The sequence below is a fragment of the Acidobacteriota bacterium genome, from assembly GCA_028875725.1.
Taxonomy (GTDB): Bacteria; Acidobacteriota; Thermoanaerobaculia; order Multivoradales; family Multivoraceae; genus Multivorans.
Window position 1 is genome coordinate 1,037,809 of record JAPPCR010000006.1, and the last position, 20,591, is coordinate 1,058,399.

Genomic DNA, 20,591 nt, shown 5'->3' on the forward strand with positions numbered 1-20,591 from the left:
CCGGGGCAGAACGGCGCCGATGTCCGCACGCGCTTCCCCGTCGTCCTAGTCGATCCCCGGCAGCGGCACCGCGCTGCGCAGCGTCAGCCTGCGCCGGGGGACCCGGATCTCCGGTTCAATGCGGGTGCCCGGCGGTCGATCACTGTAGTACGTCAGAACTTGCTGGTGTCGCAGATCCTCTTCGATCTGGTCGAACGCCTGTTCGATCCGCTCGGCCCAGGGCGCATCATCGTCGAGGAGTCGGACGGGAAAGACATGCCCGCCGGTCCGCCGGCTGATCCGCCTGAGCCGTCCGCTCGCCTCTCGCTCCACCCTCCTTTTCCCCCAGGCGAAGGGGTCGTGAACGGCGTACGTCTCTTTGGATTGGGCCAGCTCGATGAAGTAGATCGGGAGCCCCAGGCGCTGCGCATAGTCGGCGGACTGTCCGGGTCGCGTGCGGCTGTGGATGTCGAGGCCGTCCGTGATCACGACGAGCGCGCGGCGGCCGGGTTCGCGACCGTACTGCAGGAGCGAGAACAGCAGTCCGTCATTCACGGCTGTGCCGCCCCACGGGGTCAGTCGACCCAGAGCGCGGGACAGAAGTTCTTTCTCTTGACTGAGTGGCTGAAGGAGCCTCACCACGTCGTCGAAGTCCACGATGAATGCCCGGTCTTCCGGCGCCAGGATGGCCTCGAGGAAGTTCGCGGCAATGGCGTGCAGCTCTCGCCAGATCGGCAGCACACTGTCTGATGAATCGATTGCCAGACCCAGCACCAGCGGGACGTCGCGGGCAGTGTGCACTCTCTCCACAGGGCGCGGTTGGCCGTTCTCGCGGACCTCGAAGTCGCCGGGCGCCAGGCCGCTGACCGGATTGCCCCGGCGATCCGTCACCAGGACCTGGATCTGAATCAGTTGAACGTCGATCTCGCTCTGGTAGTCGGCACCCTGGAGGAGTTCCGCGTCCTCCCGTTCGCGGCCGTCGGCCAGGCGTGCGTTGACGCGGACGAAATCGTTGGCGTCAATGTCAGCGATCAGCGCTCCGATATTGGCGGTACCGGTAGTGTGGAGCGCTGCCTCTCCAGCAAAGTCATCCAGTGTGGAGACGAGCTCGTCACTGCGGTAGAAGTCGATCCGCTCCAACACCGCGTCGCGCGGCAGCGAGACGGTCGCCTCGACCCGGATTGGGGCGTTCTTGCCGGACTGCTCAGGGCGAATCTTCGTGATTCGGGCGCTGAACGGCCTCTGGAGCCGGTTCAGGACGATCGTGTCGCTTGCGATGAACTCGCCCATGGGCCCCCAGGCTCGGACTTCAAGTCTCTGCTCGCGGGGCGGATGTGCCAGTTTGAGATGCGTCGCAAAGGGTCGCTTCCTCACCTGCCCGACAAGCTGTCCGTCGATGAAGAAGTCAACCGTTGCGATCTGCGGATCGATGACGAGAGTCTGGAGTGCGAGCCTGCCGCTCAGCAGTTCGCCGTATCGGCCCAGGGGCGGCACGATCCGCAAGGCCACCGGCCTAGCGAGGAGCTCCGGCTCGCGGATGTCGGCAGGATTCGATCCGAAGGCGCGTTCCGGACGCTCGTACACGGTGCGGAACTTCACGCCTGCTGTCGTGCGGCCACGGAACTCGGCCACTCGCACCAGTTGGTCGCCGTCGCGGCGAAGCGTCTCGACCCGCCGCCACTCTGAGTCCGAGGTTTCGATCTCGGGCGACTCGTCGAGGTCGAGGATGCGGCCCTCGATCTTCTTGGGATGACGGTGGTACTTCCCGACGTCGAGCGGATACCAACGGAGGGCGCCCCGGCCATCGAGGATCACGATCGACCCGTCCTTGACCCGGATCAGGAACGTGTCGAATCGATCGGCGGTGTCCTGGGCCAACCTTCGCAGGAGCCGTGCGGCGTGGTTGCTCCCCGGGAACATGCTTGCCGTCTTTTGAACCGGATCTTCGCTGAGCTCCTCGTTCCGTATCCAGGGGCCCAGCAAGGGGGTTAGAGCAACGCCACGGTGAGTCGCCTCGCCGTAGGGGGCGACCTGGTCGCTGGCCGGTGTGGGCTGTGGCCACCCGGCCTGCACGGTCGGCAACCAGATCGCGAACGCCAGCGTGAGGTGGCCCACTGCACCTACCGGCATCCGTTCCTGCACGCCTAGTCGATCCCCGGCAGTCGCACGGCGCTGCGCAACGTCAGCCCACGCCGGGTGACCCGGATCTCCGGTTCGACCGGCGCTCCGTGAGGCTGGTCGGTGTAGTACGTCAGGACCTGCTGGTGTCGCAGGTCCTCTTCGATCTGGCCGAAGACCTGCTCGATCGGTTCGCCCCACCAGCGCGTGTCGCCATGGAGCTCCAGGTGGAACAGGCGTCCGCCTGTCTCCTCGGCGATGCGCCGGAGTCGCTCGCGGTTGCGGCGAAGAACAGCAACGCCGGGGTCCCCGGCGCGGGAGTTGTCGAGTTCGATGAAGTAGATCGGCAGACCCAGCCGCTCCGCGAACTCACTGGACTGCTCTGGGCGCGAACGGCTGTGCTGGTCGGCGCCGTCGGTGATGACGACCAGCGCCCGCCGGCCCGGCTCGCTGCCGTACTGGAGGAGGGAGAAGAGGAGTCCATCGTTCAGGGCCGTGCCGCCCATCGGGATCAGGTGGTCGAGTCGGTCGGACAGCAACGGTTCGTCCTCCGTCAGCGGCTGGACCAGGCGTACCGTGTGATCGAAGTCGACGAGGAAGGCCCGGTCGCCTGGCGTTACGGCGGTCTCCAGGAAGCTCCGCGCGATGTACTTCAGGCGAGTCCAGGTAGGCAGCATGCTGTCCGATGAGTCGACCGCGAGCCCCAGAACGAGCGGAACGTCGTGGGCGGTGTGCAGGGTCACCGCGGAGCGGCTCCGGCCGTTCTCGCGTATCTCGAAGTCCTCGGGCAGGAGTCCGCTCACGGGGTTGCCGTCACCGTCCGTGACCAGGACCTGGAACTGGGCGAGCTGGATGTCGATCTCGCTCCGGTAGTCGGACTCCTGGAGGAGTTGGGCATCCTCCCGCTCCCGGCCGTCGGTGAGTCTCGCGACGACGCGGATGAAGTCGTCGGGCTGGCCGCCGTCGATCAAGGCCTCGACCTGAACTGTGCGCGCCGCGCCGGGGGCTGCCTCTTGCCCAAAGTGGCGCACGGCTTCGACGAGTAGGTCGCTCCGGTAGAACTCGACCTGCTCGAGCGTGGCGGTGCGGGGTAGCGAGAGCGAGGCAGCTACCCGGATCGCGGCGTTTCCGGCTACCTGAACGCTCCTCATGGCCGCGATTCGGACGGCGAAAGGTCGGTCCACCTGGTTGAGGAGGAAATCGTCGCGGCCGAGGTACTCTCCGTTCCTGTCGTAAGCGAGGACTCCGAGCTCCTGCTGGCGAGGTGGGTCTGCCAGGCGGATGCGAGTCCTGAAGGGCCGTTTCCGGACCCGCCTGATTCGTTCGCCGTCGAGAGAGAACTCGACTTCGACGCTTCGCGGGTCGATGATCAGAGTCTGGATCTCGACGCGTCCGCTGAGTAGTTCGCCGTAACCGCGTTCGGGCGGCACGATGCGGATGGCGGCCGGAGGGTCGGTCACCGGGGACTCCACGTCGAGCGGTCCCGGCCTCTCGTAGACCGTGTCGACCTGGAACGGGGGCAGGCCGCGGGGTTCGAGGTCGGTCCACCGTACGAGCCACTCGCGCTCCCGGAAGAAGGTGTCGGTCTGACGTCCGTAGGGCTCGACGATCTCGATCGTCAGTGTCTCGCCGGCCTCGAGAACGCGCCCCTTGACTCCACGACCGAGGTGGCGCCGCCTTCCGTTGTACGGGAGAACGCGCGTGCCGCCGCGGCCGTCGAGGAGCGCGACGTCGCGTTCGAGAGTGCGGATCATGAGCGTCTCGAAACTGTCGGCGACTCCTTGCGCGATCTCGCGCAGTCTTGACAGGTCCTGTTCCGACTCGAGGTCGAGACTTTCGACCTTGTGGACAGGGTGCTCGCTGAACGCGTCGTTTCTGATCCACGGTCCGAGGACGCTGGAGGAGCGGAGTTCCTGGCTGACGTCGAGGAAGCCGAACGTTTGATTGCCTGGGGGTTGTCCCGCGCTCGGTGCCGGCAGAAGACCCGTGAGGGCCAGTGCCGACGCTGCCGCGAAACTCGCGGGCCGCTCCCACCTTCGACCGGGGCTCATCATCGGCGAGCTGCCGCCGTGGCTACTCGATCGCGTCGAGCGGCAGTGCACTCCGCACCCTGAGGCCTCTTCGGGTCATTCGGACTTCCGGCTCCACGGCAGAGCCGAACGGACGCTCGCTGTAGTACGTCAGGACGTACTGGCGCCGCAACTCCTCCTCGATGTGGTCGAACACGCTGGCCATCTGGTCGATCGACTCGATCTGGAACAGGCGGCCGCCGGTCGGCCCGGTGATCAGCCGCATGCTGTTGCGGAGGTTCGCGTCCTCCATCGTCGTCGGGCCGAAGCCGAGGGAGCGCATCGCGACGACGTAGACGGGCACTCCCAACCGCTTGCCGAAATCGATCGCGCGGGTCGGGTCGGAGCGGCTGTTCGAGTCGAAGCCGTCGGTGACAACGACCAGAGCGCGGCGGCCGGGCGTCTCGCCGTACTGGAGTAGCGAGAACAGGATCGCGTCATACAGGGCCGTCTGGCCCTGAGGGAACAGACGTTCCAGGCCCCGCGCCAGCAGCGGCTTGCTGCCGGTGAGCGGCTGTACCAGGCGGAGCGTCGAGTCGAAGTCGACCAGGAACGCCTGGTCGCGCCAGGTCAGGGCGCCATTGAGAAACGCTTCGGCGATCGCGTTGGTCTGGCGCCAGATGTGCTCCATGCTGCCGGAGGAGTCGATCGCCAGTCCCAGCGACAGGGGGATGTCGTTCGACACGTAGAGATTCTCGACCTGGCGCCGCTCCCCGTTCTCGCGGACCTCGAAGTCCTCCGGCTGGAGATCGCCGACCGGGTTGCCGCTTCGATCGACGACGAGTACCTGGAGCTGGACGAGCTGGACGTCGATCTCGGCCTGGAACTGGGCGCCCTGGAGCAGTTCGACATCTTCCAGTTCCCTTCCGTCTCCCAGGCGCGCCACGACCCGGACAAAGTCCTGGGGCGTAGCGCCGGAGGTCGGGACGTCGGCCACCACCGAGCGCACGCCGCTGGGACCGGCCTCGCCCTCGAAGTCGTCGAACGAAGCGACCAGCCGTTCCGTGCGGTAGAACTCGACCCGCGCCAGGGTCTCGGAGCGCGGCACGGAGATGCCGGCATCCACGCGGACCGTCGTCTGGCCGTCGGTTTCGCCGGCAGTGATGCCGGCGATCCGCACCGCGAACGGGGGATCGAGCCGGTTCAGAACGATCCTGTCGGCACCCGCCTGGGCGCCACGGGCGCTGGTCGCTCTGGCCTCGATGGTCTGCTCGCGGGGCGGATCGGCGAGCCTGATCCGCGCCTCGAACGGCGGCGTCGTGGCGCGGGCCGCCTGCTCGCCGTCGAGGAAGAACTCGACGACGGCGATCTGCGGGTCGATCGTGAGGGTCTGAATCAGGACCCGGCCGGTGAGCAGCTCGCGGTAGCCGCGCTCCGGCGGCAGGATGCGGATCGTCGCCGGCCGCGCGCTGCGTGGGCCGTCCGCGCGCCCTGGCCGCCTCCCGCCGCGACCGCTCTCGACCGGCGGCAGGAAGTCCGCCCGGTTGAAGCCGTCCTCATCCGGTTCGGCGGCGGCGTCACGCGTGCGCGCCTCGGCTGCCGGAACCGCGACCGCGGGCGCGTCGCCCGAGCGCTCGTAGACGGTGCGGAACGAGAGATCGGCGAAGCGTCCTCCCTGGAGATCGGTGACGAGAACGAGTTGGTTCCCCTCCAGGTAGAAGGTCTCGATTCGCTGCCGCCCCTGGGAGACAGTCTCGACTTCGAGCGAGTCGCCGAGAAGGCGGGCGCGGCTGCGGCCGCCGAAGCCGTCCGCGATGTCGCGTCCGTCCAGGTAGAGGATGCGGTCCTCGCGCTTCGCGTTGCGGATCAGGAGCTGGGGGTCGTCGATGCGAACCAACAGCACATCCAGCCGCTCCGCGAGTTCCCGCGCCATCTCGCGCATTCCCGATGGTCCATCCTGTGTGCCGCCCGGCTGTCTGCTGCCGCGGCCGCCGCCGAATCCCCCGCGGCCGGAAGGGCCCTGGCCGCCGCGGCCAAAGCCGCCGGTGCGTCCGCTGCCGGGGTTTGCGCCCGGTGACCGGCCCGGCCCGCCGCCGAAGGTCTGGCCGTAGGTCTCCTCGAGCTTCTCGATCGGATCCTCGCTCAGCCGTTCGTCCCGGATCCAGATGCCCGGGATGGCGGCCACCGGGTCGTCGGCCACCGTTGCGGTCGACGTCTCCGGTGGAGCGGCCTCCTGGGCGAACGCCGGGGCCGTGGCGGGCGCCGAGAGAAGAAGGCCGAGGAGAGCGGCTGCGAACGGCGCCGTTCGGAACCCGTCGTGGCGCGGTCGAACACGCCGGATGTCATCGCTGGTGGTCACTTCGCGAGCGGTTCCTCCCTGCCAATCCTTGCAGGAAACAGGCCAAACTCCTCTATGCCGCCAGCAAGTCTCGTAGCCCCTTGAGTACGCATACCGCTCCCAGGGCCAGGATCACAGGTCCGGTGACCCGCCGGAACTGGCGGTCGTCGAACCGGTCGAGCAGGCGCGTTCCGATCCGCGCGCCGGCCACGGCGAGCGCCATGCCGCCGGCGATCAGCCAGGGTGAGAGCCGGTCGTCGGGTTGCTCCGGCAGGACCGTGCGGGACACCCAGACGTAGTAGCCGATCTTGAGGAGATGGCCGACGGTCTGGGTGAACGCCTTGGTGGCGACGATTGTCCGCCGGTCGACCTTCGTCTCGAGGTAGAACGCATCGAGCAGAGGGCCGGATGCGCCGGCAAGAAGCTGCGCGCCGGTGACGGTCAGGCCGCAGAACATGGCCGTGTGCCGGTTGCGGACGTCGAGTCCGCGCAGAGCGGGCAGCAGCCGGGCAACCCAGGGGAAGCTGCCGACGACGATGAGGACCAGCGCCGGCTCGGGCACGAAGGCAATCGCCACGAACAGCAGCACCGCCACGGCGGCGCCGGCGCCGTACCACGGAAGCACGGACCACATCATGCGGTCCCGGAGAAACAGGAAACGGGCGCCGTTCGACGTCGCCTGTACGGCGCCGTGGAGGATCATCGCGCTGGTGACCGGCAGGATGCTCGCCAGGACGGCCATGAGCATCAGGCCGCCGGCCATCCCGAGCACGCCGGAGATGACGGCGGTAAGGAGGACCGTGAACAGGATGGCGGTCGCGATCACATCCGCCTACTCCGGGCCGTAGAGCGGCAGGACGCTCTTCAGGGTCACTCCCCTTCTTGTGCTGCGGACCTCCGGCTCGGTTCCCTCGCCTGGCGGGAGGTTGCTGTAGTAGGTCAGGACGTGCTGGTGCCGGAGATCCGCGTCGATCCGGTCGAACACCCGTTCCATTCCGGCGGCCAGATCGGATGGAGGCAAGTCCGGATGGATTCGAAACAGCCGGCCGCCGGTGCGCCGGGTGAGCTTGCGCACCAGGATGGGGGGCGGTGCTCTCCGGCCCACGCCGATGAAGTAGATGGGAACTCCCATCGATTCGGCGAAGTCTCTGACCTGGGCCGCCGTGAAGCGGCTGTCTTCGTCGTTACCGTCGGTCACAACGACCAGCGCGCGGCGTCCCGGTTCGCTGCGGAACTGGAGGAGCGAGAACAGAAGGCCGTCATTCAGCGCCGTGCCTCCGTCAACCAGTAGACGATTCAGCCGGGCGGTGAGGAGGGGCTTGTTGCCGGTCAGCGGCTGGAGCAACCGGATGGTGTCGTCGAAATCGACGAGGAACGCTCGATCGTCTGCGTCGAGGGCACCCGCCATGAACCTCCGGACGACCGTGTGAAGCCGTTGCCAGACGAGTCCCATGCTCACCGAGGAGTCGATTGCGATGCCGAGGACGAGAGGGACGTCGTTCGAGACGTGCAGGTCCTCCACCGGGCGCCGCTCACCGTTCTCCTCGATCTCGAAGTCCCCAGGCTGGAGGTCACTCACCGGCTCGCCGTCGCGGTCGACCGCCAGGATCTGGAGTTGGACCAGTTGCACGTCGATCTCGCTGCTGTACTCGGCTTCCTGGAGGAGTCGGGCATCCTCCTGTTCGCGACCGTCGGCGAGTCTCGCCACGACCCGGACGAAGTCATCGGGCTCGACGCCCTCAACCAGCGCGTCGACACGTACCGTTTCCGCTCCCTGCCGCTCCCTGCTCCAGTCCCGATCGTCGAACGCCGCGACCCGGCGTTCACCGCGGTAGATCTCGACGCGGGCCAGGACCGCGGTCCGTGGCACGGCGATCCGGGACGTGACGCTGACGGCGGAAGAACCTTCAGCTTCAACCGGACGGAGATCCGCGATACGGACGGCGAAGGGAGAGTCGAGGCGGTTCAGCACAATCCGGTCGGCGTCCACCTGGGCGCCACTGTCGCGGTACGCGCGGACTTCAACCGTCTCTTCGCGGGGCGGATCGCTGAGCCGGAGACGGGCCTTGAACGGTGCCTTCCTTGCCTGCTTGACCGGTTTGCCGTCGTGCAGGAACTCGACCGTCGTGATCAGCGGGTCGACGACCAGGGTCCGGACTTCGACCGGGCCGGACAGCAACTCTCGGTACGTGCGTCGAGGCGGCACGATGCGGATCGCCGTCGGCTCGCTGGGCTGGATGCGCTCAAGGTCGACCGGATCCGCCGGTGGGGGGCTGCCGTCGACGTAGTCGTAGACGGTGCGAAAGCTCAGGTCGGGGAACCCGAAGTTGCGCGATTCGGAGACGTGAACGAGCTGGCGCCCCGAGCGATAGAACGTCTCGAGCCAGAGCCAGGTCGAGTTCACTCCCGTCGTGGCGAGTTCCAGCACGCCGCCGCCGGCGTACGCGGCACTCTTGCGGCCGTGCGTAAAGCTCCTGGTCACGCCGTCGAGCGGGAGGAGGGTTCTCTCGCCGGCTGCGTTTTGAATGAAGACGCGGTGGCCCTTGCTTTCGATTCGTAGGCCGCGCCGCCGTACGGAAAGCTCTTCGGCGTAGTACGCAAGCGGCGCGGGCAGGTCGGCGGCCTCCTGGGAATCCGTGCCCATCCGGTGGACGGGATCCTCGCTGAGTTCGGCGTTGCGGACCCAGGTGCCTTCCAGTCCCGCGAGGGCAACCGCATCGGCGCCGAACCCGACCGTGCCCTGAGCCGACCCCGCCTGAGGGTGAACGGCCGCGTCGGATGCCGTCCAGGCAGCGATAGCCAGCAGAGCCGCACCTAGAGCTGTTTGCCGGGGCGCCGGGAGGGGCGAACGCGATGAATTGGTGCTTGGCGACATCTCCAGGGGAAGCCGATGTGTTTGGCGTGGAGTCTGCAAGATGCGGGCCGGGGTTAGAAGTTCCGCTTCCGTGCCGGGCGCTTCGATCTTCGACATCGGGTCCTTGGCAAGGTCGGCAGCCATCGGACTTTGTGGACGCTGCCGTCCCCTGACGGCGACGCCGGCCTGTATTCTCTGGCACTTCCCATGAAGACATACATCCTGCGTCGGCTGCTGGCGATGGTGCCGACGCTGTTCTTCGCCAGCCTGATCGTCTTCGTGTCGATGCGGGTCATTCCCGGCGACGTGATCGACCTGATGCTCGCGCAGAACGACGTTTCGACGAGCATGGACCGGGAAGCGCTGGAGGCGGCGATGGGTCTCGACCAGCCGATGGCGACTCAGTACGTGCGCTGGGCGGGCGACGCGCTGAGCGGCGACCTGGGCCAGTCGCTCTGGCGCAGCACGCCGGTGACGGAGCAGATCCTGGCGCGGCTGCCGGTGACCTTCGAGCTGGGCCTGCTGGCGCTGGTCGTCGCGCTGTCCGTGGCGGTGCCGATCGGCATCTTCTCGGCCACCCGGCAGGACTCCGCGCTCGACTACACGGCTCGGTCGTTCTCCCTCGTGATGCTGGCGATCCCCGGCTTCTGGCTCGGCACCCTGGTCATGGTCTTCCCGTCCGTGTGGTGGCGATGGGCGCCGGAACTCGAGTACACGCCGTTCCTCGTCGATCCGATCGCGAACCTCACGCACCTGATCGTCCCGGCGATCCTGCTCGGCCTCTCCTTGTCCGCGGTGACGATGCGGATGACCCGGACGATGATGCTCGAGGTGATGAGGCAGGACTACGTGCGCACGGCCCGCGCCAAGGGACTTCGGGAGCGGGCCGTCGTCGTCCAGCACGCGCTCAAGAACGGATTGATCCCGGTCGTCACGCTGATCGGGCTGCAGGCGCCGCTGCTGATCGGCGGCGCCGTGGTGATGGAGCAGATCTTCGTCATTCCGGGCATGGGGCTGCTGCTGCTCGAAGGGGTCTACGAGCGGGACTATCCGGTGATCTCCGGCGTCTTCCTGGTCGTCGGCGTCGCGGTGCTGCTGATCAACCTCCTCGTCGACCTGAGCTACGGCTGGCTCGATCCGAAGGTTCGCTACGGATGAACGTGCCGTGACCACCGTCGCCGCAGCCGTTCCCGACGCTCTGCCGGGACGCGACCAGGCGCGTTGGTGGCGCTTCACGGTTCGCCTGTTCCGGACCAAGCCGTTGGGTGCCGCCGGCGCAGTCGTCTTCGCGATCTTCCTGTTCTCCGGGATCTTCGCCGGCGTGATCGCTCCTTACGGCATCAACGAGACGGACCTGGCGCATCGCCTCGAGCCGCCGTCCCGGCAGTTCCTGCTGGGCACGGACCATCTCGGCCGCGACCTGTTCTCGCGGGTCCTGATGGGCGCCCGCCTGTCGATGATCGTCGGCTTCTGCGCGGCTGCCCTGGCGACCGTCGTGTCGATCGTGATCGGCGTCCTCTCGGGTTACCTCGGCGGCTGGTTCGACATGTTGACGCAGCGCCTGGTCGACGCCTGGATGACCTTTCCCGACCTGGTGCTCCTGATCGTCATCGTGTCCGTGGTGGGCCCGGGGATCACCCAGATCGTCATCATCCTGGGGCTTCTCTACGGCATCGCTGGCTCGCGCATCGTCCGCGGCGCGGTGACCTCGGTGCGCGAGCACGTCTACACGCACGCCGCGCAGTCGATCGGCGCGGGGACGTTCCACATCCTGCGACGGCACATCCTGCCCAACGTGATGCCGGTCGTCATCGTCCTGTTCACGACCCGGGTCGGCGCCGTCATCCTGTCGGAGGCGGCGCTTTCGTTTCTCGGCCTGGGCGTGCCGCCACCGGCGCCTACGTGGGGCGGGATGCTCTCCGGCGATGGCCGCACCTACCTCTACCTGGGACCGTGGCTGGCGCTTGCCCCCGGCATCTGCCTGACCGTCGTCGTCTACGCCGCGAACGTCTTCGGGGACGCGTTGCGCGACTTGCTCGATCCACGGATGAGGGGAACCTGACGTCATGCGAGAACGCCTTTCCCTGATCGGTGCGGTGGCCCTGACCCTCCTCCTCGGCGCCTGCGCCGACGCGCCCCCCGCCCGTTCCCCGTCGCCGGCCGGCGGCACCGACATGGGAGCCGACCTGTCCTTCGAGCCGGGCCCGGCGCCGGCGGAGCCGCCCCGCTACGGCGGCGAGTTGAACGTCGGCACGGTCTACGTCACCCTGTCGGCGCTGTCCTGGGACAAGGCGGACTGGAACTGGAAGCAGAACCACGACACGGGGATGCTCTACGAGCAGCTCTTCGTCGCCGATCTCGATCAGGCCGCGGTCCGGGGCGGCCACAAGCGCTTCGTCTCGGAGGCCTACCTGTCCGCGGAGACGATCCGCGGCGAAGTGGCCGCAAGCTGGGAATGGGAAGATCCGCTGACCCTGGTGATCGAGGTCCGGCGCGGCATGATGTTCCCGGCCAAGCCCGGAGTGATGGGGGCGAGGGAGCTCGACGCCCACGACGTCGTGTTCAGTTTCGAGCGCCTGCGCGACAGCCCGAAGGCGATTCCGACCTACTTCGACCACATCGACCGCGTCGTGGCCAGGGACGACCACACGGTCGCTTTCGAGTTCGGCGAGTTCAACGCCGAGTGGGACTACCGGTTCGGCTACGGCTACTTCTCGGGCATCGGGCCGCGGGAACTTGCCGACGTCGACCCCAAAGACTGGCGGAACGTCACCGGTACGGGTCCGTTTTCACTGGAGCGGTTCATCCCCGGCAACTCGCAGACCTACGCCCGCAGGCCGGACTACTGGGACCGGACCGCGATCGGCGGCCAGACCTACGAGATCCCCTTCATCGACAAGCTCACTTACCGCACGATCAAGGACGAGGCGACCTACTTGACCGCCATTCGCACGGGCAAGCTGGACATCCTCGAGTACATCCGCTGGATCGCCGTCGACCACCTGAAGAAGACGACTCCCGAGCTGCGCTGGTCGCGCTGGCTGTCGACCGGCGGCACCTTCATGGTCATGCGGGTCGACCAGGAGCCGTTCGACGATGTGAGAGTGCGGCGGGCGATCAACCTCGCGGTGAACCAACGGGAGATCGTCGAGCTGTTCTTCGGCGGCAACGCGGAGCTGTTCGCCTACCCTCAGCATCCCTCGTGGGAGGGGTACTTCGAGCCGCTCGAGGCGATGCCGCCGTCCGTGCAGGAACTGTTCGAGTACAAGCCCGAGAAGGCGCGCCGCCTGCTGGCCGAGGCGGGTTACCCCGACGGCTTCACCTTCAGGATGCAGGTGTCGGCCAACAACGCGATGCGGATGGAGCTGGCGCCGCTGCTCGCGAGCTACCTGGACCGCATCGGCGTGACGATCGAGATCGAGGTCGTGGAGTACGCGGCCTACCTGTCGATGATGACCACCCGCACCCACGGTCCCGGCTACCTGATGGCCAGCGGCCACGTGAACCCGACGACCACGCTCCGCAAGAACTTCGTCACCGGCCAGACCTGGAACCCGTCGATGTGGTCGGATCCGGAACTCGACCGCCGCATCCACGAGATGTTCCTGACCCGGGACGAGGCCGAAAGGCAGCGGATCGTCAAGCAGATCACGAAGGAGATGCTGGACGAGGCGCCCTACCTCTGGCTGCCCGTGCCGTACATCTACACGGCCTGGTGGCCGTGGGTGAAGAACTACGGCGGCGAGCTGCGCGCCGGCGCCGTGCGCCCGGGTCCGATCTACGCGCGGCTCTGGATCGACCAGGAGATGAAGCGGGAGATGGGCTTCTGAGAGCCGTCGCGGAGCCGCTGCTGCGGGTCGAGAACCTGAACGTCGCCTTCCGGTCCGGCTTCGGCGAGCGTCCGCCGGTGCGTGCGGTGAACTCGGTCTCCTTCGAGGTCGCTGCCGGCGAAACGCTGGCGATCGTGGGGGAGAGCGGTTCCGGGAAGAGCGTCACCGCGCTCTCGATCCTGCGCCTGATCCCGGAACCGGGGCGGATCGAGAACGGCCGGATCCTGTTCGAGGGCCGCGACCTGCTGGCTCTCGACGAGGCCGGCATCCGGGCGGTGCGGGGCAACCGTATCGCGATGATCTTCCAGGAGCCGATGTCCTCGCTCAATCCGGTGCTCACGATCGGCCGCCAGGTTGCCGAGCCCTTGCGCCTGCACCGAAGGCTCAAGCGGCGCGAGGCCCTCGATCAGGCGGTGGACCTGCTCAGGTCGGTCGCGATTCCGGATGCGGAGAAGCGGCTCGGCGACTACCCGCACCAGTTCTCCGGCGGCATGCGCCAGCGGGCGATGATCGCGATGGCCCTGGCGTGCCACCCGCGCCTTCTGATCGCCGACGAACCGACCACGGCGCTCGACGTCACGGTTCAGGCGCAGATCCTCGAACTGCTCAAGGAGCGCACCCGGGAGACCGACTCGGCGCTCATCCTGATCACCCATGATCTCGGCGTGGTTGCCCGCTACGCCGATCGGGTGGCGGTCATGTACGGCGGGCGGATCGTCGAAAGCGGCCCGGCCGGGGCGCTCTACGCGGATCCGCGGCATCCCTACACGCAGGGGCTTCTGCGCTCGGTGCCCCGGCTCGAGGGCGACACCGGCGCCCGTCTCGCGTCGATCGAAGGCCAGCCGCCGGACCTGTCGGCGCTGCCCGTGGGCTGCGCCTTTGAGCCGCGCTGTCCCAACGCGCATGAGCGCTGCCTGGAAGCGCCGCCGCCGCTCGTCGCGCATGGTGCTGCCCGGGCCTGGGCCTGCTACCGAGCCGAAGAGGAGCCGGCGGCCTGACCGGCGCCGGAAGCGCACGATGACGACGGACGTTGCCGTGGATGCACCGGCTTCCCGGTCATCTCCCGGGAGCGAGGTGCTGCTTCGGGTCGAGGGCCTGAAGGTCCACTTTCCCGTCACGGAGGGAGTTCTCATGCGACGGCGCGTCGGCTCCGTCAAGGCGGTCGACGGGTTGTCGTTCGAACTCCGGCGCGGCGAGACGTTCGGCCTGGTGGGCGAGAGTGGCTGCGGCAAGTCGACGACCGCGCTCGCGATCCTCCGCATGCTCGAACCGACCGCCGGCCGGATCGTGTTCGGCGGCCGGGACGTGACGGCATACAGCCAGAAGCAGTTGCGAGGAGTGAGGCGGCGGATGCAGATGGTGTTCCAGGACCCGTTCGGCTCGCTCAACCCGCGCATGCGAGTGGGAGAGATCGTCGGCGAGCCGCTCAAGGTCCACGGCCTGGCCGGCGACCGCCGGCGCTACCGCGCGCGGGTGGCGGAGCTGCTCGACCTTGTGGGTCTGCTGCCGGCGATGGCGAACCGCTACCCACACCAGTTCTCGGGCGGCCAGCGACAGCGCGTCGGCATCGCCCGCGCCCTGGCGCTCGAGCCCGATCTGGTGATCTGCGACGAGGCGGTGTCGGCGCTCGACGTCTCGATCCAGGCGCAGGTGCTCAATCTCCTGATGGACCTGCAGGAGCAACTCGGCCTGACCTACCTGTTCATCGCCCACGACCTGTCGGTAGTGCGCCACATCAGCGACCGGATCGGGGTGATGTACCTGGGGAGGATCGTTGAGATCACAGCTCGGGACGAACTGTTCGAGCGGCCTCGTCACCCGTACACGGAGGCTCTGCTCGCGTCGGTGCCGACTCCGGATCCGGTGATCGAGGCGACGCGGCCGCACCGGCTGATCGCCGGTGAGGTGCCGAGCGTCCGCAAGCCGCCTCCGGGCTGCGCCTTCCACCCGCGCTGCCCGAAGGTGCTCGACCACTGCGACCGCCTGGAGCCACTGCTCGAAGTGGTCGGCCCGGCGCGGGTCGCATGCCACCTGTACCCCGACGCGGCGGCGGCCGGGACCGGAGGGCTGGCGGATTGACCCTTCCGAGCGAAACCCGACGGACGTTCTACGGCTGGCCGATGGTCGGCATCGGCTTCCTGACTTACGGCCTGGGCATCGCGCCGGCGTACTACGGCCTGGGCATCTTCGCGTCGTCGTTGATCGCCGATCTAGAGCTGACCCGCCAGCAGATCGGCCAGATGTTCGGGGCGTTCACGTTCACGTACGGCCTGGTCAGTCCGGTCGCGGCGGCGGTCATCCGCCGCTGGGGTATCCGGGCCACGGTGACCGCGGGCGCGCTGTGCGCCGCCAGCGGCTTCTGGGTGGTGAGCCAAGCCTCGAGCGCGACCGAGATCTACCTCGGCTACTCGCTGGTCGGCGGCATCGGGATCGGTTTCTCGACCCTGCTGCCCGCCCAGGCGATGCCGATCTTCTGGTTCCGCAGGTACCGGGCGCGGGCGACGGCCATCATCCTGTCGGGGGCCGGAGTCGTCGGCTTTCTGTGGCCGCCGGCGGCCGGGCTCGTGCTCGAGGCGTGGGACTGGCGTGTCGGCTGGCAGATCGTCACCGGGATCTCCCTGCTCGTCGCGGCGATCGCCGTGCTCTTCATCCGGAACCGGCCGAGCGACATCGGCCAGCGTCGCGACGGGCTGCCGCCGCAGGATCCTGACGATCCGACTCCGGTGGGGTTGGGCCGCCGGCCGGAGTCATCGGTGGTGGGGAGCGGCACCGAAGTGGCGGGCGAGCCGATGCCGAAGGGTGCCCTCATGTGGGCTCTGCGCACTCCCCAGTTCTGGATCGCCACTTTCGCGACGGCGGCGAACACCGTGCCGTGGCGCGTCGTGTCCGCCCACGGCGGCCTTCATCTGGAAGACCTCGGATTCACGACACTTGCCGCATCGACGATCCTGGGCGTACGGGTGGGCGCCAGCCTGTTCGGCCGCCTGACCGGTGCGCTGGGCGACTTCATGTCGCCGATGCGGGTCCTCGCGCTGGCCCTGCTGGTCAACGCGGTGGCTCTGTGGGTATTCGTGTCCGCGAGCTCCGCGGCGGTGGCGTATCCCTGCGTCTTCGCGATCGGCGTTGCCTACGGCACTGCCTACACGAGCGAAGTGGTCGTGTTCGGCTTGTTCTTCGGCCGGGCGGCGTTCGTGGGAACGACCGGCATCCGGATCGGCCTGATCGGCGTCATCGGCGCTCTCGGACCGATCCTGGCCGGAGCCTCGGCGGATCGCACGGGTTCCTATGCCGGCACGCTCTGGACCCTCGGCGGCCTCGCGGTCCTGGGGGCGGCGTCGATCTGGTTCTGCCGCCCTCCGGACCGGCCAGCATTCGTCGGGCAACCGCAGGCCGGCGAGTACACTGGTCCCGGTACCACAGAGGAGAACTGACATGGGCAAGCAGAAGATGCCGATCGCCCTCTTTGCCGTGGTCGCCCTGGCGTCGGCACCGCTCGTCGCGCAGGCCGGAGAATCCGGCCTGGAACGAACGCCTTGGGGAACTCCGGATCTGCGCGGGATCTGGGACTTCCGGACGATCACGCCGCTTGAGCGGCCGGAGGAACTCGGTGAGCAGGAACGCTTCGGCAGCGCGGAGGCCGCCGCCGAGTTCGAGCAGCGGACGCTGGCGCGGCGGAACAAGGACCGGCGGACGAGAGATGGTCTTTCCGCCCAGGCCGATGTCGCGAACGCCTACAACCAGTTCTGGTGGGACTACGGGGACAAGCTGACCGAGGACCGGCGCACCTCGCTCATCGTCGATCCTCCCGACGGCCGGATTCCAGAACTGACCCAGGTCGCGAAGCAGCGGGTCGCGGAGCGCGCCGCGGCGCGTCGCCGGCCGGCGCACGGCCCGGAGGATCGGGGCGTGGCCGAACGGTGCATCCTGGGCTTTAACGCCGGACCGCCGATGAGCCCGAGCGCCTACAACAACAACGTCCAGATCTTCCAGACCGAGGACACGGTCGTGCTGCTGGTCGAGATGGTCCACGATTCGCGGGTCGTGCCTCTCGACGGGCGGCCGACCCTTCAGGACGACGTGCGCCAGTGGCGGGGCGACTCACGGGGCCACTGGGAGGGCGACACCCTGGTCGTCGTGACGACGAACTTCACCGATCAGACGAGTTTCCGGGGTTCGGGCCCGAACATGCGTCTGACCGAGAGGTTCACGAGAGTCGGAGAGGACCGGCTCGTCTACGAGTACACGATCGACGACCCGGAGTCCTTCGCGGGTCCCTGGACGGCGGTCATTCCGATGAGCAGGAATCCGCTGCCCATGTTCGAGTACGCCTGCCACGAGGGGAACTACGGCATGCTGAACCTGCTGCGCGGCGCCCGGGCGGAGGACGCCGAAGCCGAGGCGGCCGCCAGGGCGGAGACCTCGGGCGGTTGAGGCCGGTCGTCGACCCGCGCGCGTTGCCTTGACGATCGCCACCGTCGGCCTGCTCCATCCAGGGGCGATGGGCGTCACCGTCGGCGCGGCGGTGCGAGAGCCGGTCCGGGTCGTGTGGGCGTCCGGGGGACGGAGCCGGGAGACCCGTGCCCGGGCCGCGGGCGCCGGTTTCGAGGATCTGGGCACGCTCGCCGCCGTGACCGCGGCGGCCGACGTCGTGTTCTCGGTCTGCCCTCCCCATGGGGCCCTGGCGCTTGCCGAGGCGGTCGCCGCGACCGGTTTCGACGGCCTCTATCTCGATGCGAACGCGGTGTCGCCCGCGACGGCGCTCGAGATCGCCGAAGCCGCTGCGGCAGGCGGAGCGCGGTTCGTGGACGGCGGCATCGTCGGGCCGCCGGCGGTCCGGCAGGGGACCACGCGGCTTTACCTCTCAGGAAACGCCGCGGGGCAACTGACTGCCCTGTTCGAGGATTCGGCCCTCGAGGCAATCGATCTCGAGGCGGATGTCGGCGCCGCCTCGGCGCTGAAGATGTGCTACGCGGGCTTCACCAAGGGCAGCGCCGCTCTGCTGCTTTCGCTACGGGCCGCGGCCAGCGCCTACGGTGTAGAAGAAGGCCTCCTCGGGGAGTGGAGCCGCTCCCAACCGGGATTGGAGAAGAGGAGCCTCCGTGCGGCGGCCACGGCAGCTCCGAAGGCATGGCGCTTCGCCGGCGAGATGGAGGAGATCGCTTCGACCCTCGAGGCGGCGGGGCTGCCGGATGGGTTCCATCGGGCCGCGGCGGAGGCCTACGTGCGGCTCGCCGGCTTCCGTGGCGAGCCGGAGGAGGTGGCGGTCGAGGAGGTCGTCGCGGCTTTGCTGCAACCGGCCGACGGCGCGTAAGGACAACGAAAAAGGGCGGCCCCGGAAGGCCGCCCTTGCTCGCTGCCGGTAGCCGGCTTGGCTACATCATGCCGCCCATGCCGCCCATGTCGGGGGCGGGCGGGGCTTCCGGCTTGTCTTCCTTGATCTCGGAGACGAGAGCCTCCGTGGTCAGCATGAGGCCGGCGATCGACGCGGCGTTCTGCAGCGCCGTCGTGGTGACCTTGGCCGGGTCGATGACGCCGGCGGCGATCAGGTCTTCCATCTCGCCATTGGCCGCGTTGTAGCCGACCGAACCGGTCTGCGCCTTCGCGTCGCGGACGATGACCGAGCCCTCGACGCCGGCGTTCTCGGCGATCTGCCGGGTCGGCTCCTCGAGCGCGCGCTTGACGATCGAGATGCCGATGCCCACGTCGCCGTTCTCGCTCAGCCCGGCGACCGCTTCGATCGCGCGCAGCAGGGCCACGCCGCCGCCCGGCACGACGCCTTCCTCGACGGCGGCCTTGGTCGCGTGCATCGCGTCCTCGACCCGAGCCTTCTTCTCCTTCATCTCGGTCTCGGTCGCGGCGCCCACCCGGATCACGGCGACACCGCCGACCAGCTTCGCCAGCCGCTCCTGGAGCTTCTCGCGGTCGTAGTCGGAGGTCGTCTCCTCGATCTGGTTGCGGATCTGCTTGACCCGGCCGGCGATCGCGGCCTGGCGGCCGGTGTCGCCGGACTCGGTGACGATCGTCGTGTCGTCCTTGGAGAGGACGACCTTCTTCGCCTCGCCGAGGTCCTGCCACTGGACGTTCTCCAGCTTGATGCCGAGGTCCTCGGTGATCACCCGGCCGCCGGTGAGGATCGCGATGTCCTCGAGCATGGCCTTGCGGCGATCGCCGAAGCCTGGCGCCTTGACCGCGGCCGCCTGCAGCGTGCCCCGCAGCTTGTTGACGACCAGGGTGGCCAGCGCCTCGCCCTCGATGTCCTCGGCGACGATCAGCATCGGCTTGCCCTGCTTGGCGACCTGTTCGAGGACGGGAAGCAGGTCCTTCATCGAGCTGATCTTCTTCTCGTGCAGGAGCACGACGCAGTTCTCGAGCACGCACTCCATGCGGTCGGCGTCGCTCACGAAGTAGGGCGACAGGTAACCGCGGTCGAACTGCATGCCCTCGACGACCTCGAGCTCGGTCTGCAGGCCCTTGGCCTCCTCGACCGTGATCACGCCGTCCTTGCCGACCTTGTCCATCGCCTCGGCGATAATCTGGCCGATCTCGGCGTCGTTGTTCGCGGAGATCGTGCCGACGTTGGCGATCTCCTCGCTGTCCTTCACGTCCTTCGCGAGGGAGTGGATGGCGTCGACGGCCGCGCCCACCGCGAACTCGATGCCGCGCTTCAGCTCCATCGGGTTGGCGCCGGCGGTCACGTTCTTCGCGCCCTCGCGCAGGATCGCCTGCGCCAGGACGGTGGCGGTTGTGGTGCCGTCACCGGCAACGTCGGAGGTCTTCGAGGCCACCTCGCGCACCATCTGCGCGCCCATGTTCTCGAGGCCGTCCTTCAGTTCGATCTCCTTGGCGACGGTGACGCCGTCCTTGGTGATCGTGGGGGAGCCGAACGACTTCTCGAGGACGACGTTGCGGCCCTTGGGGCCGAGCGTCACCTTGACGGCGTCGGCGAGCTTGTTGACTCCGCGCAGGACCGCGCCGCGCGCGTCCTCGGAGTAGACGATCTGCTTTGCCATGTATCTGCTCTCCAGTTCCGGCCTATCCCACGACCGCGAGGATCTCGTCCTCGCGCAGGATGACCATGTCTTCGTCGTCGATCTTGATGTCGCTGCCGGAGTACTTGCCGATCAGCACGCGGTCGCCGACACTGACGTCGAGCGCGGACCGCTCGCCGTTCTCCTGCAGCTTGCCGGGGCCGACGGCGACGACTTCGGCCTCCTGCGGCTTCTCCTTCGCAGCGTCCGGGATGATGATGCCTCCCCGGATCTGCTCCTCCTCCTCGAGCCTCTTGACGAGTACCCGGTCATGAAGCGGACGTACACTCACCAGCGATCTCCTCCTCTTGGGTTGGTGTCGGTGGATGTGGTCGTTTTGGTCGGGACGAAGCGCCTGTTAGCACTCGGCCCGAGCGAGTGCTAACAATAGAAGTGCGGCGGCCCGGATGTCAACAGTTCAGGACATGTTCGGGA

At 68.1% G+C, this 20,591-nt stretch carries 15 protein-coding genes; 8 read left to right on the forward strand and 7 right to left on the reverse strand.

The genetic code is table 11. From position 1 onward, the window contains the following. Positions 1 to 45 precede the first annotated feature (45 nt). From OXI49_06275 to OXI49_06295, 5 genes are read right to left on the reverse strand one after another with little or no spacing between them, the layout of a single operon-like run. Positions 46 to 2,109 carry a VWA domain-containing protein gene (locus tag OXI49_06275; GenBank protein ID MDE2690105.1) on the reverse strand — a complete coding sequence of 688 codons (2,064 nt, stop codon included), beginning with the start codon at positions 2,107 to 2,109 and terminating at the stop codon, positions 46 to 48. 14 nt (positions 2,110 to 2,123) lie between these two features. After that, the gene (locus OXI49_06280) at positions 2,124 to 4,148 is read right to left on the reverse strand and encodes a VWA domain-containing protein (GenBank protein MDE2690106.1); all 2,025 of its coding nucleotides are present in this window, start codon (positions 4,146 to 4,148) and stop codon (positions 2,124 to 2,126) included. A gap of 22 nt (positions 4,149 to 4,170) precedes the next feature. Then, the gene (locus tag OXI49_06285) at positions 4,171 to 6,465 is read right to left on the reverse strand and encodes a VWA domain-containing protein (protein ID MDE2690107.1); all 2,295 of its coding nucleotides are present in this window, start codon (positions 6,463 to 6,465) and stop codon (positions 4,171 to 4,173) included. Positions 6,466 to 6,517: 52 nt separating this feature from the next. Then, positions 6,518 to 7,270 (reverse strand): sulfite exporter TauE/SafE family protein, encoded by a 753-nt coding sequence (locus OXI49_06290; protein ID MDE2690108.1) that lies wholly within the window; start codon positions 7,268 to 7,270, stop codon positions 6,518 to 6,520. Positions 7,271 to 7,276: 6 nt separating this feature from the next. Then, entirely contained in the window at positions 7,277 to 9,319 is a 2,043-nt protein-coding gene (locus OXI49_06295) for a VWA domain-containing protein (protein MDE2690109.1), read from the reverse strand. Positions 9,320 to 9,505: 186 nt separating this feature from the next. Here OXI49_06295 and OXI49_06300 point away from each other — a divergent pair, with 186 nt between their 5' ends. From OXI49_06300 to OXI49_06335, 8 genes are read left to right on the forward strand one after another with little or no spacing between them, the layout of a single operon-like run. After that, positions 9,506 to 10,456, forward strand: a complete 951-nt coding sequence (locus OXI49_06300; GenBank protein MDE2690110.1) for an ABC transporter permease — start codon at positions 9,506 to 9,508, stop codon at positions 10,454 to 10,456. 40 nt (positions 10,457 to 10,496) lie between these two features. Then, positions 10,497 to 11,360 (forward strand): ABC transporter permease, encoded by an 864-nt coding sequence (locus OXI49_06305; GenBank protein ID MDE2690111.1) that lies wholly within the window; start codon positions 10,497 to 10,499, stop codon positions 11,358 to 11,360. A gap of 4 nt (positions 11,361 to 11,364) precedes the next feature. Then, entirely contained in the window at positions 11,365 to 13,128 is a 1,764-nt protein-coding gene (locus OXI49_06310; GenBank protein MDE2690112.1) for an ABC transporter substrate-binding protein, read from the forward strand. Next, entirely contained in the window at positions 13,125 to 14,126 is a 1,002-nt protein-coding gene (locus tag OXI49_06315) for an ABC transporter ATP-binding protein (GenBank protein MDE2690113.1), read from the forward strand. The genes OXI49_06310 and OXI49_06315 overlap by 4 nt, the downstream gene beginning before the upstream one ends. Positions 14,127 to 14,145: 19 nt before the next feature. After that, the gene (locus OXI49_06320; GenBank protein ID MDE2690114.1) at positions 14,146 to 15,207 is read left to right on the forward strand and encodes an ATP-binding cassette domain-containing protein; all 1,062 of its coding nucleotides are present in this window, start codon (positions 14,146 to 14,148) and stop codon (positions 15,205 to 15,207) included. Next, the gene (locus OXI49_06325; GenBank protein ID MDE2690115.1) at positions 15,204 to 16,559 is read left to right on the forward strand and encodes an MFS transporter; all 1,356 of its coding nucleotides are present in this window, start codon (positions 15,204 to 15,206) and stop codon (positions 16,557 to 16,559) included. Before OXI49_06320 ends, OXI49_06325 begins: the two co-directional genes overlap by 4 nt. 1 nt (position 16,560) lies before the next feature. After that, entirely contained in the window at positions 16,561 to 17,559 is a 999-nt protein-coding gene (locus tag OXI49_06330; GenBank protein ID MDE2690116.1) for a hypothetical protein, read from the forward strand. Positions 17,560 to 17,587: 28 nt separating this feature from the next. Next, entirely contained in the window at positions 17,588 to 18,439 is an 852-nt protein-coding gene (locus OXI49_06335; GenBank protein MDE2690117.1) for a DUF1932 domain-containing protein, read from the forward strand. Between the two features lie 61 nt (positions 18,440 to 18,500). Here OXI49_06335 and groL read toward each other — a convergent pair whose 3' ends face one another. Next, positions 18,501 to 20,138, reverse strand: coding sequence for a chaperonin GroEL (gene groL / locus OXI49_06340; protein MDE2690118.1), 1,638 nt, complete (start codon positions 20,136 to 20,138; stop codon positions 18,501 to 18,503). 22 nt (positions 20,139 to 20,160) lie between these two features. Next, positions 20,161 to 20,448 carry a co-chaperone GroES gene (locus tag OXI49_06345; GenBank protein MDE2690119.1) on the reverse strand — a complete coding sequence of 96 codons (288 nt, stop codon included), beginning with the start codon at positions 20,446 to 20,448 and terminating at the stop codon, positions 20,161 to 20,163. Positions 20,449 to 20,591 lie beyond the last annotated feature (143 nt).

Bases quoted from the DNA above. Each gene is read 5' to 3' on its own strand.
- OXI49_06310 (MDE2690112.1), top strand. From the start codon at position 11,365: ATGCGAGAACGCCTTTCCCTGATCGGTGCGGTGGCCCTGACCCTCCTC.
- OXI49_06280 (MDE2690106.1), bottom strand. From the start codon at position 4,148: ATGAGCCCCGGTCGAAGGTGGGAGCGGCCCGCGAGTTTCGCGGCAGCG.
- OXI49_06330 (MDE2690116.1), top strand. From the start codon at position 16,561: ATGGGCAAGCAGAAGATGCCGATCGCCCTCTTTGCCGTGGTCGCCCTG.
- OXI49_06295 (MDE2690109.1), bottom strand. From the start codon at position 9,319: ATGTCGCCAAGCACCAATTCATCGCGTTCGCCCCTCCCGGCGCCCCGG.
- groL (MDE2690118.1), bottom strand. From the start codon at position 20,138: ATGGCAAAGCAGATCGTCTACTCCGAGGACGCGCGCGGCGCGGTCCTG.
- OXI49_06275 (MDE2690105.1), bottom strand. From the start codon at position 2,109: ATGCCGGTAGGTGCAGTGGGCCACCTCACGCTGGCGTTCGCGATCTGG.
- OXI49_06300 (MDE2690110.1), top strand. From the start codon at position 9,506: ATGAAGACATACATCCTGCGTCGGCTGCTGGCGATGGTGCCGACGCTG.
- OXI49_06320 (MDE2690114.1), top strand. From the start codon at position 14,146: ATGACGACGGACGTTGCCGTGGATGCACCGGCTTCCCGGTCATCTCCC.